Raw genomic sequence first — 14,109 nt, 5'->3', positions numbered from 1 at the left:
CAAACCAAAAACACCTCCATTGAATTTGCATACTTAGTATGCGAATTCAGGAGGTGTTTTTTTCATGTACCACTATTCGGGTTCACTTCAAGACAATGTATGAACGCTGTGGGTGTTTTTATTTATATATTAGACAAGTTCTTTTGATACAACGAATTTACGATATGCACCATGATGAGTTGGACCTACATATTCGTTGATTTTGAATGAATGACGAATAGCCGCTGTGATAAATTCTTTAGCAGTTTTTACTGCTTCTTTCACAGATTTTCCTTTTGCAAGTTCTGCTGTAATTGCAGCAGAATATGTACAACCTGCGCCATGTGTATTTGTCGTATCAATTTTTTCTGATTCTAGAAGGTCGAATGTTGTTCCATCATATAGGACGTCGATTGCAGTTTCTGTACCAAGCTTACTGCCGCCTTTAATTAGAACGTATTTTGCACCTAAAGCATGGATTTTCTTCGCTGCTTCTTTCATGTCCTCAAGAGAATTAATCTTCACACCACTTAGTTGGTAAGCTTCAAATAAGTTTGGTGTTACAACTAGTGCCTTTGGAACAAGAACGTCACGTAAGCAATCATTTGTTTCAGGATGTAATGCTTCGTCTGCACCTTTACATACCATAACAGGATCAACTACTACATTTTTGAAATTGTGCTTTTCGATTGTTTCAGCAACCATTTCAATAATTTCTACTGATCCAAGCATACCCGTTTTTAAAGCATCTACTCCAACACCTTCAATTGTTGTTTCTAATTGTGGCTTTAATGTAGAAGCCGCGATTGGGAATACGTTATGTGCCCACCCGTTATGTGGGTCCATTGTTACGATTGTCGTAAGAGATGTCATTCCATATACGCCAAGTTCTTGGAATGTTTTTAAATCTGCTTGTATACCAGCACCGCCACTTGTGTCAGAACCAGCGATTGTAAGTGCTTTATTTAATGTCATTATGAAAGCCCCCTCAAGTGATATAATGAAAACTATGTTTTCACCATTATATCAATGTTACGAATAAGTACAAAGTGAAAAGTAGATGATTTACTTGAGAAGTGATTTAAAATCTTGTATGTAGGAGACTTGGAATGTTTCGAGATAATCGTACAAATGAATTAGTTATATTAAAAGAAATTGCAGAAACGCTAAATACATCAAATGATACTTACCATGTATTGCAAGCAGTCCTAGAAAAATTACTTAGTGTAACAGGTTTAACGACAGGATGGATTTTTCTTGCGGATGAAAATGGAAGGTATACAAAGCTAATTGACTATCAGTTACCAGAGGCACTTACATATGAAAATAAACGCCCAATGTGTGAAGGTGAGTGTTGGTGTTTACGTGGTTTTGTAGATGGGAAATTAGAGCGAGCGGTTAATATTATTGAATGTAAAAGAATTAATAATGCAATCGAATATAATTGGGGAGATACGGAAGGGATTCTTCATCATGCCACGGTTCCTTTAAAGGCCGGAGGAGAAAAATTTGGGGTATTAAATGTTGCAAGCCCAGGTAAAACACATTTTTCAGAAGAAGAATTGGTTTTGCTCCAATCCGTTGCTTTTCAAATTGGGACGGCTTTAAAGCGAACCAAATTATATGAAAATGAAAAGCGAAGAGCACATTATTATGTGAAATTGGAACGTTTTATTCAAGCGTTAAAAACGATTCATAAGTTTAATGTATTACCTGAGAAAGTGGTAAATCACGTAGGTGAAGTATTTCAATGGAACCAAGTGGCGTTTTTTATTAGAGAAGAAACAGAATTATCTTTGCGAGCGTCTTATGGTCAGGAAGAGTTACAAGACGATGTGAAAGAAGCAGCAAAGAAGGCATTAGAAAAAGATGAGCCTGTTTTATTAAAACGTCAAATTGGGCATAGCGTACATCCAAATAGGGCCGTTATTGCTACGCCGATACATATTCAAAGTCATATATTTGGTGTCTTGTGTGTTAGTTCAAATAATGGAGAGTTTGATGTTAATACAATAGATGTAATCCAAGCTCTATCGAATCATATTTCGTTAATAATAGAGAATTTAAGATTAAATGAGCAACGCCGTGAACTTGTACGAATGGAAGAAAGAAATCGGTTAGCAAGAGATTTACATGACTCAGTTTCACAAAAATTATTTTCATTAACCTTTATGACGAAAGGCGCGGAGGCGGTTTTAAAAGGTCAAAATGAAAAGGTAGATGGATCTTTGCATGAGATGCGTGAACTGGCGCAAGGGGCTTTAAAAGAGATGAGGACATTAATCTGGCAGCTTCGTCCGGCGGGGTTAGAGAAAGGGTTATTACCAGCTTTAAAGCAGTACGGTGAAAATTTAGGATTGAAAATTAGGGAACAAGTTACAGGTGTTCGTGATTTACCACGTGTGGTAGAAGAAACATTATGGCGTATTGGGCAAGAAGCGCTAAACAATGTAAGTAAGCATGCGGGTATAAAAGAAGCGACGATTTATTTTAAAGTGACTGAGAAACATGTATCGTTAGAAATAGTAGATCAAGGCAATGGGTTTAGAGAAAAAGACATAAAAGAGAAGAAGTCACTTGGCATGACAACGATGCGTGAAAGGGTAGAATTGATTGGTGGAACAATTAAAATTGTAAGTGAAAAAAAACGAACGAGTATACAAGTAAATGTGCCATTATGATGTGAAAATGAGGGAAGTTTGTGAAAATAAAAGTATTGTTAGTTGATGATCATACAGTTGTTTTAAAAGGATTAGCATTTTTCTTAAGTACACAGGAAGATCTAGAGTTAGTCGGAGAAGCAAATAATGGAAAAGAAGCGTTAGTGAAAGTGGGAGAAACAAATCCTGATGTTGTACTAATGGATTTATATATGCCCGAAATGGATGGCGTTGAGGCAACAGCGTGTATAAAAAAAGAATATCCGAATGTGAAAGTGATAGTATTAACTAGCTTTTCTGATCAAGCACATGTACTGCCGGCATTGAAGGCCGGAGCAAGTGGTTATATTTTAAAAGATGTAGAACCAGATCAACTTGTTGAAGCTATTCGAAGCGCGTACAAAGGTAATATTCAATTACATCCTGATATAGCAAATGCACTTCTTTCTCAAACATTACCGGAGGAAGAGAAAGAAGCGGAAAATCTCATTCATGTAGATGTATTAACGGCAAGAGAAAACGAAGTGTTACAGCTGTTAGCAAAGGGAATGAGCAATAAAGAAATCGCTTCTGTGTTAGTTATTACAGAAAAAACGGTTAAAGCGCATGTAAGCAGTATTTTGAGTAAATTAAACTTATCCGATCGCACACAAGCAGCATTATATGCAGTGAAGAATGGGATTGTATAAGACGAAAGTCGTAAGACCTAGTTCGCCTTTAGAAGGTGGACTTTTTTTATGGAAAAATACGTCTATGTGAGGACGAAATTACTTTGATATCAAGATAAAATGTATTTGTAAGCAACAACAATTACAAGGGAGTAATCCTTTTTTGTAAGTAATATATAACAATGTAAGAGAGAGTAGTAGGAGGAAGAAATAATGGCAACAGTTTTATTCGTAAAAGCGAACAACCGCCCAGCGGAACAAGCAGTAAGTGTGAAATTATACGAGGCATTTTTAGCAAATTACAAAGAAGCACATCCAAATGATACAGTAGTAGAACTTGATTTATATAAAGAAGAATTACCATACGTAGGCGTAGACATGATTAACGGTACATTCAAGGCAGGTAAAGGATTTGATTTAACAGAAGAAGAAGCAAAAGCAGTAGCAGTTGCTGATAAGTATTTAAATCAATTCCTAGAAGCTGATAAAGTTGTTTTTGGTTTCCCATTATGGAACTTAACGATTCCAGCAGTACTACACACGTATATTGATTATTTAAACCGTGCTGGTAAAACGTTTAAATATACGCCAGAAGGTCCAGTTGGTCTAATCGGAGATAAGAAAATTGCATTATTAAATGCACGCGGTGGCGTATATTCTGAAGGTCCAGCCGCAGAAGTTGAAATGGCTGTTAAATATGTAGCAAGTATGATGGGCTTCTTCGGTGCAACAAACATGGAAACAATCGTTATTGAAGGTCATAACCAATTCCCAGACAAAGCAGAAGAAATTATTGCAGCAGGTCTTGAAGAAGCTGCTAAAGTAGCAAGCAAATTTTAATTAAAATTATAATCGTCACTCAAAAAAAACAGCATTAACGTTTATGTTAATGCTGTTTTTTTATTAATTTGTAGTTTCGTTATGTTTAGGAAGCGGAAATGCATTACCGATAGCTGCTGCTCCGAGCATCGGCAATAGTAAATTAAGCGGGAAAAACATAAGTAATAATAATGTTATAGCTATCGGTTTTCTTAATGCATAGCTTGAGATTGCTGTCGTTACGATGGCCACAGATGCTATTGGATCTATAGGAAGAATGGAAGCCATCGCGAATCCGATACTTGACCCAGAAAATATAATTGGGAAAATATGTCCGCCGCGCCAACCTGTATTTAAACAAACGGCAGTAATACATAATTTTAAGACTCCTGAAAGAAGTAATACCCAAAAAGATAAATGGCTCCATTCAACGACTAAATCTTTTAATTGATGTTCCCCAGAAAATAATGTGTATGGGAGAAAAGTCCCCGCAATTCCTAATAAAATACCACCTATAATTCCAAGTGTTAGTTTGTATTCGCGGAAAGGATGGATGATTTTCTCTAATGTAAATTCTACTTTGAAATACAAGAAACCAACGAGAGCACCGATGCAAGTAAGAGGGAGAAAGGCGATCCATTCATTGATTGAAAGGGATCCTTCCCCAAAATCAACAATAAAGGATCCACGATTATCGAGTTTACTAAGCAATAAATAAACGGAAAAACCAGCAAAAGTAGTAGTTAAATATACAACTGCTTTTTTTCTTTTAGAAAACCCATTAATTTGTTCACCCTCATTTTCATTCGGAGCTAAATAACCGAATAATGGAGCGTTAAAAATGACGCTTAAAGTAGCACCAATTCCAACTTCTGTTAGTTCGTTCATTCCCTTTAAAGCGAAGTTAAAGCGATCTCCTACCCATGTACAAAGTCCGCCGATAATTCCAACAAGTGCGGCCTCTGGGCCTAGACTAGCTCCAAATATTAAAACAATAAGCGCAGTTAAAGTAGCTTTATGTACAAAACGGTATTCAATTCTGCCTGTTTTTTTATATTCACCCATTACTTCTGGCATAAGACGTGGATATGTACCGAAGTATTTTTGTGTTAAACCAACGAGGATACCGCCGATGATTGTTACACAAAGAGTGTAATAAGGGGGAGAAGAGAAAACGTTAGGTAAATATCCCCAAATAAAGTGGATTCCGATATTTAGCGTAACTAAAAATAACCAAACCGTAGCCCCTACTATAGAGCCTAAAAGAATGCCATATAGAGCGAGTATATAGTGCATGTCCTTTGTATTTGTCATGTTATACCTCCGTTATGTAAGTTGTAATAGAGAAAGGATTATATATGCTAGTGTGAAATGAATGGAATATATATAGTATCTTTGTGAGAGGTTGGCTTATTCAACATATATATTGGGATTTCATTAGAGCTTGGGTCCTATAAGTTAAACCACTTATTTAATTCTATATATTGATTGGAATTTTTTAAAGGTCTTTTTTGAATAAATATGGAATATACTTCTTTTGTTGCTTTATATGAAACTGTTGACATTTATTTTAGAACATTCAGAAAAACCGTTTGACATTAGGAAATTATTGCTATAAAATCAACGGTAATTGCATAGTCTTATCAAGAAAAGGTGGAGGGACAGGCCCGATGAAACCTTGGCAACAGCCGAATAACGGAATTGTGCCAAATCCTGCAGGTAATAGCCCTGAGAGATAAGAAAGAGATTTTAGAGCGTGTTTTCAAACTGCTTCTTTCTTATTTAGGAAAGGAGCAGTTTTTTATTTTGCATAAAAAGAAAGGAGAATGAGAGATGGGAGAATCATGGGGAAAGGGAACAATTTGTGTGCAAGGTGGCTATACGCCAAAGAATGGTGAGCCACGCGTTCTACCGCTTTATCAAAGTACAACGTATAAATACGATACGTCGGATGATTTAGCAGCATTATTTAACTTAGAGGCAGAGGGCTATATTTATACACGTATTGGGAATCCCACACTAGCTGCATTTGAACAAAAGTTATCAGATTTAGAAGGCGGTGTAGGAGCTGTTGCAACGGCTTCAGGGCAAGCAGCTATTATGCTCGCAGTTTTAAATATTTGTAGTAGTGGAGATCATCTTCTTTGTTCTTCAACTGTTTACGGGGGAACGTTTAATTTATTTGGAGTAAGCTTACGTAAGCTTGGTATTGATGTTACGTTCTTTAATCCTAATTTAACGGCAGATGAAATTGCGGTACTTGCTAACGATAAGACGAAACTCGTTTATGCAGAATCGTTAGGAAATCCGGCAATGAACGTTTTGAATTTCAAAGAACTTTCAGCTGCAGCAAAAGAATTAGAAGTACCTTTTATCGTTGATAATACATTAGCGACGCCTTATTTATGCCAGGCATTTGAACATGGGGCAAATATCATTGTCCATTCCACAACGAAATATATTGATGGTCATGCAAGTTCTCTAGGCGGCATTGTAATAGACGGAGGGAATTTCGATTGGACAAATGGAAAATACCCTGAGCTTGTCGAACCTGATCCGAGTTATCATGGTGTGAGCTATGTTCAAAATTTTGGAGCGGCAGCTTATATTGTGAAAGCGCGCGTTCAATTATTAAGAGACTACGGAAACTGTATGAGCCCATTCAATGCCTATATTAGCAACATTGGTTTAGAAACACTGCATTTACGAATGGAGCGTCATAGCGAAAATGCTCTCGCAGTTGCTAAGTGGCTTGCTAATCATGATCGTATTGAATGGGTGAATTATCCGGGATTAGATAGTAATGAAAATTACTCGTTAGCACAAAAGTATTTGAAGAAAGGTGCTAGTGGCGTTTTAACATTTGGTATTAAGGGCGGATTAGAAGCAGCAAAAGAATTTATTGCAAATGTGAAACTAGCGACGCTCGTAACGCATGTAGCTGATGCGAGAACTTGTGTTATACACCCTGCTAGTACGACGCACAGACAATTAAGCGCAGAAGATCAGCGTTTAGCTGGTGTTACATCTGATTTAATCCGTTTATCGGTTGGTATAGAAGATGTTTCTGATATTATTGCAGATTTAGAAGCTGCGCTAGTCGGAGGCAAACAACATGCCGATCATAATTGATAAAGATTTACCAGCTCGCAAAGTATTACAGAAGGAAAATATTTTTGTAATGACGAAGGAGCGAGCAGCAACACAAGATATTCGTGCTTTGAAAATTGCTATATTAAATTTAATGCCTACAAAGCAAGAAACAGAGGCGCAATTACTTCGTTTAATTGGAAATACACCGTTGCAATTAGATGTTCATTTACTTCATATGGAATCGCATCTGTCCCGCAATGTAGCGCAGGACCATTTAACGAGCTTCTATAAAACATTCCGTGATATTGAGAATGAAAAATTTGATGGACTCATTATTACAGGAGCACCAGTTGAAACTCTTTCTTTCGAAGAAGTAGATTATTGGGAAGAGCTTGGACGTATTATGGAGTATTCAAAAACAAATGTAACATCTACGCTTCATATTTGCTGGGGGGCACAAGCAGGTTTGTATTATCACTATGGTGTGCCGAAGTATCCTCTTGCGGAAAAAATGTTCGGTGTATTTGAACATGAGGTTCGCGAGCAACATGTGAAACTATTACAAGGGTTTGATGAGTTATTTTTTGCTCCGCATTCTCGTCATACAGAAGTGCGAGAGAGCGATATTGAAAAAGTGAAAGAATTAACGTTATTAGCTAATTCTGAAGAAGCGGGTGTTCATCTTGTTATCGGGCAAGAAGGAAGGCAAGTTTTCGCACTCGGACATAGTGAATATAGTTGTGATACGTTAAAGCAAGAATATGAACGGGACCGCCAAAAAGGGTTAAATATTGATGTGCCTAAAAATTACTTTAAACATAATAATCCAAATGAGAAGCCGCTTGTTAGGTGGAGGAGTCATGGGAATTTACTATTCTCTAATTGGTTGAATTATTACGTGTATCAAGAAACCCCTTATGTATTGTAAATAATGATTGTGTAACACGTGGCAACGTTTTCTTTGTAAAGATTACCCTTTATTTTCCCGAATGTTCGAAATACATTGTTTTTCTGATTTTTTACTCATATAATTTCATCTAAACACAATTTTTGAGGGGTGGACAGTATTATGAAAGAAATTCAAGTGGGGTTATTAGGTCTTGGGACAGTGGGGAGTGGTGTAGTTCGTATTATTACAGATCATCAAGAACGACTTATACACCAAGTTGGATGCCCAGTAAAGGTAACGAAAGTGTTAGTGCAAAACATTGAGAAAGAGAGGGAGGTCGAAGTGCCTTCTACTCTATTAACACAAAATGTGAATGAAATTTTAGATAATCCTAATATTGATGTTGTCATCGAAGTTATGGGTGGTATTGATGATGCAAAAGCATATATTTTACAAGCTTTAAAAGGCGGGAAGCACGTTGTGACTGCAAATAAAGATTTAATGGCGTTACACGGAGCGGAACTCTTAGCGGTAGCAAAAGATAACAATGCTGATTTATTTTACGAAGCTAGTGTAGCTGGAGGGATTCCAATTTTAAGAAGCATCGTAGAAGGACTTTCTTCAGATCTTATTACGAAGGTAATGGGAATTGTAAATGGAACGACAAACTTTATTTTGACGAAAATGTCAGACGAAGGGAGAGCGTATAACGACGTGTTAAAAGAAGCTCAGCAGCTTGGATTTGCAGAAGCAGATCCAACATCAGACGTAGAAGGTTTAGATGCAGCAAGGAAAATGACGATTTTGGCTACTCTTGGTTTTTCTACAAATGTAGAGCTTGGAGATGTGAAAGTAAAAGGGATTACTTCTATTACAGCAGAAGATATTGAATATAGTAAGAGCTTAGGCTATACAATTAAATTAATTGGTCTTGCAAAGCGAGATGGCGAGAAATTAGAGGTTACAGTTGAGCCAACTTTACTTCCAAATACACACCCTCTTGCAGCAGTGCAAAATGAATATAATGCTGTCTATGTGTATGGTGAAGCAGTAGGAGAAACGATGTTTTATGGACCGGGAGCAGGAAGCTTACCGACAGCGACAGCTGTTGTTTCTGACCTAGTTGCTGTAATGCAAAATATTAGGTTAGGCGTAAACGGAAACAGTGCGGTGTCTCCTCAGTATAAAAAAGTATTAAAAGAGCCAGATGAAATTGTTGTGAAAAAGTTTTTAAGACTGCATGTGAAAGATGAGATTGGTGTATTTGCAAAAATTACAGCATTGTTCTCTGAGCGCGGTGTTAGCTTTGAAAAGATTATTCAAATGCCACTTGAAGAGAAAGGGAAAGCAGAAATTGTAATTGTAACGCATCGTGCTTCTCTTGCAGATTACGAGTACATTCTACATACATTGCAATCGTATGAAGAAATAGATTGTTTGAAAGCAAACTATCGAATTGAAGGAGATGCTAAGTAGTATCTTTTCTAATAAAATGAAAAAACCTATTAAGCGGCTTGCTTAATAGGTTTTTTTCTATTTAAAATCTGCGTACCAACTTGAATAAATGCTTGAATAATCCAACCTGTTGTAAAGGATAAAATAATTGTTCCAAAATAGATTGGCCCATCTAATAAGAAGCTTAATGTTAAAAATAAAAAAGCTAATGAAATTTCTGTTCTTCTAAATGTCCATTTCTTTTTCTCAGCAACAGTTAAAACGAAAGCCTCTTGAGGTGCCGCGCAAAGGTTTGTAGAGACATAAAGACCGATTCCGGCTCCGACGAATAGATTTCCGCAAATAAGTGTTATATATTTTGGAAGAGAGCGGATAGCGTCCATAATAGTTGTAATGGAACCAACCCAGTCAACGAAAAGAGAAATAAGAATCATCGTTACAATTGTACCGATTGTAATTTGTTTTTTGTTCCAAAAGAGTACGATAAGGGTAAAAACAAAGTTAATCATGAAAAGCCAAAAACCAATACTTATCCCGAAATTTTGATATAGTGCAATAAAGAAGGAATCATAAGGACTAAGTCCAAAGGAAGTAATTGTCGTCATCATATTAATACCGATGGCGAGAATGAGTAGACCACCAATGAAAAATATATATTCTAATTTGAATCGAAGCATAGTTGTATATCCTTTCAAAATGTATTTGCTAGAAAAGGATATATTGTGGAAAGCTTACCAGGTCAAGGGAGAATTTTTGCGAGAAGGGGAGAATGAAATGACGAATATAAGAAAGATTGCTGAACTTGCTGGTGTATCTGTTTCGACTGTTTCACGTGTACTGAACAATCATCCGTACGTAAATGAACAGAAACGAAAAGAAATTTTGGCGATTATAGAGGAATTAAATTATACGCAAAATGTGAATGCAATTCATTTAGTGAAAGGTAAAACAAATGTAATCGGTGTTTTATTACCACACGTAAATGATCAATATTACAGCGCGATTATCGGGGGAATATCAAAGGAAACCGCAAAGAACAATTATAATATGATGCTCTGCCAGACAAACTATAGTGAAGAAAAAGAACTTGAAATTTTACATATGTTAAAAATGAAAAAGCTTGATGGAGTAATTATATGTTCAAGGACAAATAGTAAAGAAAAACTTGAAGAATATACGCAGTTTGGTCCAATTGTTATGTGTGAGGAAATAGATTCGAATTTCATTTCAAGTGTACACATCGATTACTATAAAGTGTTTTCACAAGGGATGAAAAGCTTAATAGATGATGGTCATACGCGTATCGGATATTGCATCGGAAGAAGTAATAGCATTAATAGCCAAAGACGAAAACAAGCGTATGAAGATTCGCTTCAACAGATTGCTGTCACACCGTTAGAGACCTGGAAATTTAAAGGCTGTTTTACGGTGGAAGATGGGCGTAATGTAGTTAGGGAATGGGCTCATATGTCTGTAAAACCGACGGCGTTTCTTGTATCTTGCAACCATATTGCTGCAGGAATGGTAACAGAGGCGAAAAAACAAGGAATTCGTATTCCAGAGGATATTACGATTATCGGATGTGATGATCAAGAGGTGGCAGATATATTAGACATTACGACGATTTCATATTCTAGTAAAAATGTTGGTGTAAAGGCATTTGAATTATTATATGAAAAGATTAATGACGAAAAAATAGATGTGCAGCATGTAGAGTTATTACCAGAGTTGGTAGATAGAGAAACGACATAATAGAGAATGTGTGAAAATCGCTTTTCAAAATTTCGTTTGGTATAATTATGGACAATCTATGAGGGGTAAAAGGGGTTTTGATATGAGATCAAAAGTGGTAAAAGTAATCCTACTCATTACAATTTCATCTTTCTGTTTATTTGCATATGGCTTTGTTTCGGGTGTAAATGATGTATTAAATCCAACAGCTTCAAACTTAGTTAAGAAAAACGATGTAGTGGCAAAAGAGAAAAAGAAAACAGGAACGTTACAAATAGTTAGTTTGGGTGATTCGTTAACGCGCGGCGTTGGTGATAAAGAAGGAATTGGCTATATTGGACGAATGAAAGAAGATTTACAAAAAGATTATAAGCAAAAGGTTGCATTAACAAATTTAGCAGTTAGTGGTGCGAAAATGCCTGACTTATTAAAACAAATTGAGAGTAGTGGCGCTCAATATTCAATTAAGCAAGCGGATGTAATCGTTTTAACGATTGGCGGGAATGATTTATTTCCAGGTTGGGAGTCGCTCGGGAAAATAGATTTAGAGACGTATCGCCCTGATACGGAAACATTTCAAAATGAAGCGAAGAAAATTATAGACGAAATTCGTAAATTAAATCCGGATAGCCCTATTTTTTGGCTCGGTTTATACAATCCTTTTGAAGATGTAGAAGATTTAAAAGGATCTTCAAACATTGTTGTAGACTGGAATGCAGCTTTAGAGAAATTAGCGCTAAACGATAAAAATGTGTATATTACACCGACATTTGATCTATTCCAAAACCGCGGAAAAGATTTATTATACTCTGATCATTTTCATCCGAATGAAGTAGGGTATACATATATGGCAGAACGCTTAGTTCAAAATGTTGCAAGTAAATTAAAACTAGAACAAGGAGGGGTAAAATGACGACGATACTTTCCGTACGAGACTTAAAGAAGGTAATTGGGAAGAAGACACTTGTAGAGAATATTTCCTTTGATGTGAAACAAGGAGAAGTGTTTGGGTTCTTAGGGCCAAATGGTGCAGGAAAAACGACTACGATTCGAATGTTAGTCGGATTGATTAAAGCAACAGAAGGTACGATTTCTATCGGTGGCTATTCGATTAAGGGAAATTTCAGAGAAGCAATGCGTCAAATTGGGAGTATCGTTGAAAACCCAGAGCTGTATACCTATTTAACCGGGTGGGAAAATTTAAAGCAATTTGCTCGTATGCTAGGTAATATATCAGATGAACGGATTGTTGAAATTTCCAAAATGGTTCACTTAGACGAAAGAATTCACGACAAGGTAAAAACATACTCGCTTGGTATGAAGCAGCGCCTTGGAATTGCACAGGCGCTTCTTGGGAATCCCAAGTTACTTATATTAGATGAGCCAACAAATGGTTTAGATCCGGCAGGGATTCGAGAACTAAGAGAATTTATACATAAGCTTGTAAAAGAAGAAAATATGAGTGTGTTTATTTCAAGTCACTTATTAAGTGAAGTACAAATGATATGCGATCGTGTCGCTATTATTCATAAAGGAAAAATGATAACAGTTGCACCGATCGAAGAGTTAATTAAAACGGCAAGTGATCGTGTAGAATGGATTGTTACACCGATTTCTAAAGCAAAAGATATGCTAGAAGATGCTCAAGAGGTAAAAGAAGTGAGCATAGAAGGTGAACGGCTACTATGTCGTATGGATGTTGCATCTATTAATGTTTGGAATAAACACTTTGTAGAAAACGGGATAGATGTACATAGCGTGAAAGAGCTTGTATTTACACTAGAAGATTTATTTATTGAACTCACAAGGGGTGAGCAGCATGCGTGAATTTGCGAATCTAGTTTTAAATGAATCGGAAAAGATTTATCGTAAGAAGCGTATTTTTGTTGTCATGCTTATTTTAGCAATCTTGATCCCACTTTTTGTGTATGCTCAGTATCGTGAAATCGAAACGACACAAAAAAGGCTTGGTACAACTGATTGGAAAGTTTCATTACAACAGCAAATTGTTGATTCTCAAAATCGTTTGAATAACTCCAGATTGCCAGAAGAATGGCGTGATTGGCTAAAAGTAAGAGTGGAACAGCAACAATATTATTTAGATCATGATATTAACCCGATGGCACCGGGCGCGCCGACTTTTGTAAGGGCGTTTATTGAACAGGGGATTACATTATTTATCCCACTTCTTGTCATGATCGTCGCCATCGATATCGTTTCAGGTGAACGGAGTGATGGAACGATGAAGATGCTACTTACGAGGCCAATTCGGCGGTGGAAAATACTTCTTAGTAAGTACGTAACGATGTTGTTTTTCATTTCGCTCATCTTGCTTCTCGTCGGTGTGTTTGCTTACGCATTATCGGGGCTTGTATTTGGATACTCAGGATGGAAATTGCCTATTTTAACAGGATTCGTCATTGATAAGGAAACATTAAATACGAACTTTGTACATCTTATTCCGCAGTGGCAATATATCTTAATGGCGTACGGATTAGCTTGGTTTGTTGCTATCGTTGTCGGAACTATATCATTTATGGTTTCTGTTTTAATTCGTAATACACCAGCTGGTATGGGAGTTATGCTAGCCGCATTAATTGCGGGCGGTATTTTAACCTCATTTGCAACATCTTGGGAAGGCGCGAAATATATTTTTAGTGTGAATTTATCATTAACGGATTATTTATCAGGGAAACTACCTGCATTACAAGGGTTATCAATGGGATTTTCCTTAATGAATTTAACTGTTTGGGCAGTAGTATCTCTTATCATTTCATTTGTAGTATTTACAAAGCAGGATATGGTGAATTAATTG

Annotated in this window: 13 protein-coding genes and 1 riboswitch; of the genes, 10 read left to right on the top strand and 3 right to left on the bottom strand. The window is 36.6% G+C overall.

The features are described 5' to 3' along the window. Window positions 1–129: 129 nt before the first annotated feature. Window positions 130–954 (bottom strand): pyridoxine/pyridoxal/pyridoxamine kinase, encoded by an 825-nt coding sequence (pdxK, locus tag MR065_RS22025; protein ID WP_242215065.1) that lies wholly within the window; start codon window positions 952–954, stop codon window positions 130–132. Between the two features lie 134 nt (window positions 955–1,088). On the opposite strand from pdxK, the gene MR065_RS22020 reads away from it, so the two are divergent. From MR065_RS22020 to MR065_RS22010, 3 genes are all read left to right on the top strand, one after another. Then, on the top strand, window positions 1,089–2,660 hold the full coding sequence (locus tag MR065_RS22020; RefSeq protein WP_097902466.1) for a GAF domain-containing sensor histidine kinase: 1,572 nt from the start codon (window positions 1,089–1,091) through the stop codon (window positions 2,658–2,660). 20 nt (window positions 2,661–2,680) lie between these two features. After that, window positions 2,681–3,328 (top strand): response regulator, encoded by a 648-nt coding sequence (locus tag MR065_RS22015; protein ID WP_098268601.1) that lies wholly within the window; start codon window positions 2,681–2,683, stop codon window positions 3,326–3,328. A 192-nt stretch (window positions 3,329–3,520) separates the two neighbouring features. Further along, entirely contained in the window at window positions 3,521–4,147 is a 627-nt protein-coding gene (locus tag MR065_RS22010) for an FMN-dependent NADH-azoreductase (RefSeq protein ID WP_050844766.1), read from the top strand. 63 nt (window positions 4,148–4,210) lie between these two features. Here MR065_RS22010 and MR065_RS22005 read toward each other — a convergent pair whose 3' ends face one another. Continuing rightward, window positions 4,211–5,440, bottom strand: coding sequence for a chloride channel protein (locus tag MR065_RS22005; protein WP_242215064.1), 1,230 nt, complete (start codon window positions 5,438–5,440; stop codon window positions 4,211–4,213). Window positions 5,441–5,763: 323 nt separating this feature from the next. Then, window positions 5,764–5,868: riboswitch (SAM riboswitch) on the top strand. Window positions 5,869–5,959: 91 nt separating this feature from the next. Here MR065_RS22005 and MR065_RS22000 point away from each other — a divergent pair. The 3 genes from MR065_RS22000 to MR065_RS21990 all read left to right on the top strand — a co-directional run bounded on the left by MR065_RS22000 (window position 5,960) and on the right by MR065_RS21990 (window position 9,584). Continuing rightward, window positions 5,960–7,258: a bifunctional O-acetylhomoserine aminocarboxypropyltransferase/cysteine synthase gene (locus MR065_RS22000; RefSeq protein ID WP_242215063.1), complete on the top strand. Its 1,299-nt coding sequence runs from the start codon at window positions 5,960–5,962 to the stop codon at window positions 7,256–7,258. Further along, window positions 7,242–8,147 carry a homoserine O-acetyltransferase MetA gene (gene metA / locus MR065_RS21995; RefSeq protein WP_097902462.1) on the top strand — a complete coding sequence of 302 codons (906 nt, stop codon included), beginning with the start codon at window positions 7,242–7,244 and terminating at the stop codon, window positions 8,145–8,147. The genes MR065_RS22000 and metA overlap by 17 nt, the downstream gene beginning before the upstream one ends. A 141-nt stretch (window positions 8,148–8,288) precedes the next feature. Further along, window positions 8,289–9,584: a homoserine dehydrogenase gene (locus MR065_RS21990; protein WP_098268604.1), complete on the top strand. Its 1,296-nt coding sequence runs from the start codon at window positions 8,289–8,291 to the stop codon at window positions 9,582–9,584. A gap of 29 nt (window positions 9,585–9,613) precedes the next feature. Here the strand turns inward: MR065_RS21990 and MR065_RS21985 are convergent, their stop codons facing one another. Next, window positions 9,614–10,240, bottom strand: a complete 627-nt coding sequence (locus MR065_RS21985) for a YczE/YyaS/YitT family protein (RefSeq protein ID WP_098268605.1) — start codon at window positions 10,238–10,240, stop codon at window positions 9,614–9,616. Between the two features lie 97 nt (window positions 10,241–10,337). On the opposite strand from MR065_RS21985, the gene MR065_RS21980 reads away from it, so the two are divergent. The 4 genes from MR065_RS21980 to MR065_RS21965 are packed head-to-tail and all read left to right on the top strand — an operon-like array spanning window position 10,338 to window position 14,106. Further along, window positions 10,338–11,315: a LacI family DNA-binding transcriptional regulator gene (locus tag MR065_RS21980; RefSeq protein WP_098268606.1), complete on the top strand. Its 978-nt coding sequence runs from the start codon at window positions 10,338–10,340 to the stop codon at window positions 11,313–11,315. A gap of 10 nt (window positions 11,316–11,325) precedes the next feature. Continuing rightward, window positions 11,326–12,207, top strand: coding sequence for an SGNH/GDSL hydrolase family protein (locus MR065_RS21975; protein ID WP_242215062.1), 882 nt, complete (start codon window positions 11,326–11,328; stop codon window positions 12,205–12,207). After that, the gene (locus MR065_RS21970; protein ID WP_242215061.1) at window positions 12,204–13,121 is read left to right on the top strand and encodes an ABC transporter ATP-binding protein; all 918 of its coding nucleotides are present in this window, start codon (window positions 12,204–12,206) and stop codon (window positions 13,119–13,121) included. Before MR065_RS21975 ends, MR065_RS21970 begins: the two co-directional genes overlap by 4 nt. After that, on the top strand, window positions 13,114–14,106 hold the full coding sequence (locus MR065_RS21965; protein ID WP_242215060.1) for an ABC transporter permease subunit: 993 nt from the start codon (window positions 13,114–13,116) through the stop codon (window positions 14,104–14,106). Before MR065_RS21970 ends, MR065_RS21965 begins: the two co-directional genes overlap by 8 nt. Window positions 14,107–14,109 lie beyond the last annotated feature (3 nt).

The organism is Bacillus cereus group sp. BfR-BA-01383 (assembly GCF_022663495.1).
Taxonomy (GTDB): domain Bacteria; phylum Bacillota; class Bacilli; order Bacillales; family Bacillaceae_G; genus Bacillus_A; species Bacillus_A cereus_AU.
The sequence above is the reverse complement of the archived record's forward strand: the minus strand, read 5'-3'. Positions and strand labels throughout refer to the sequence as shown.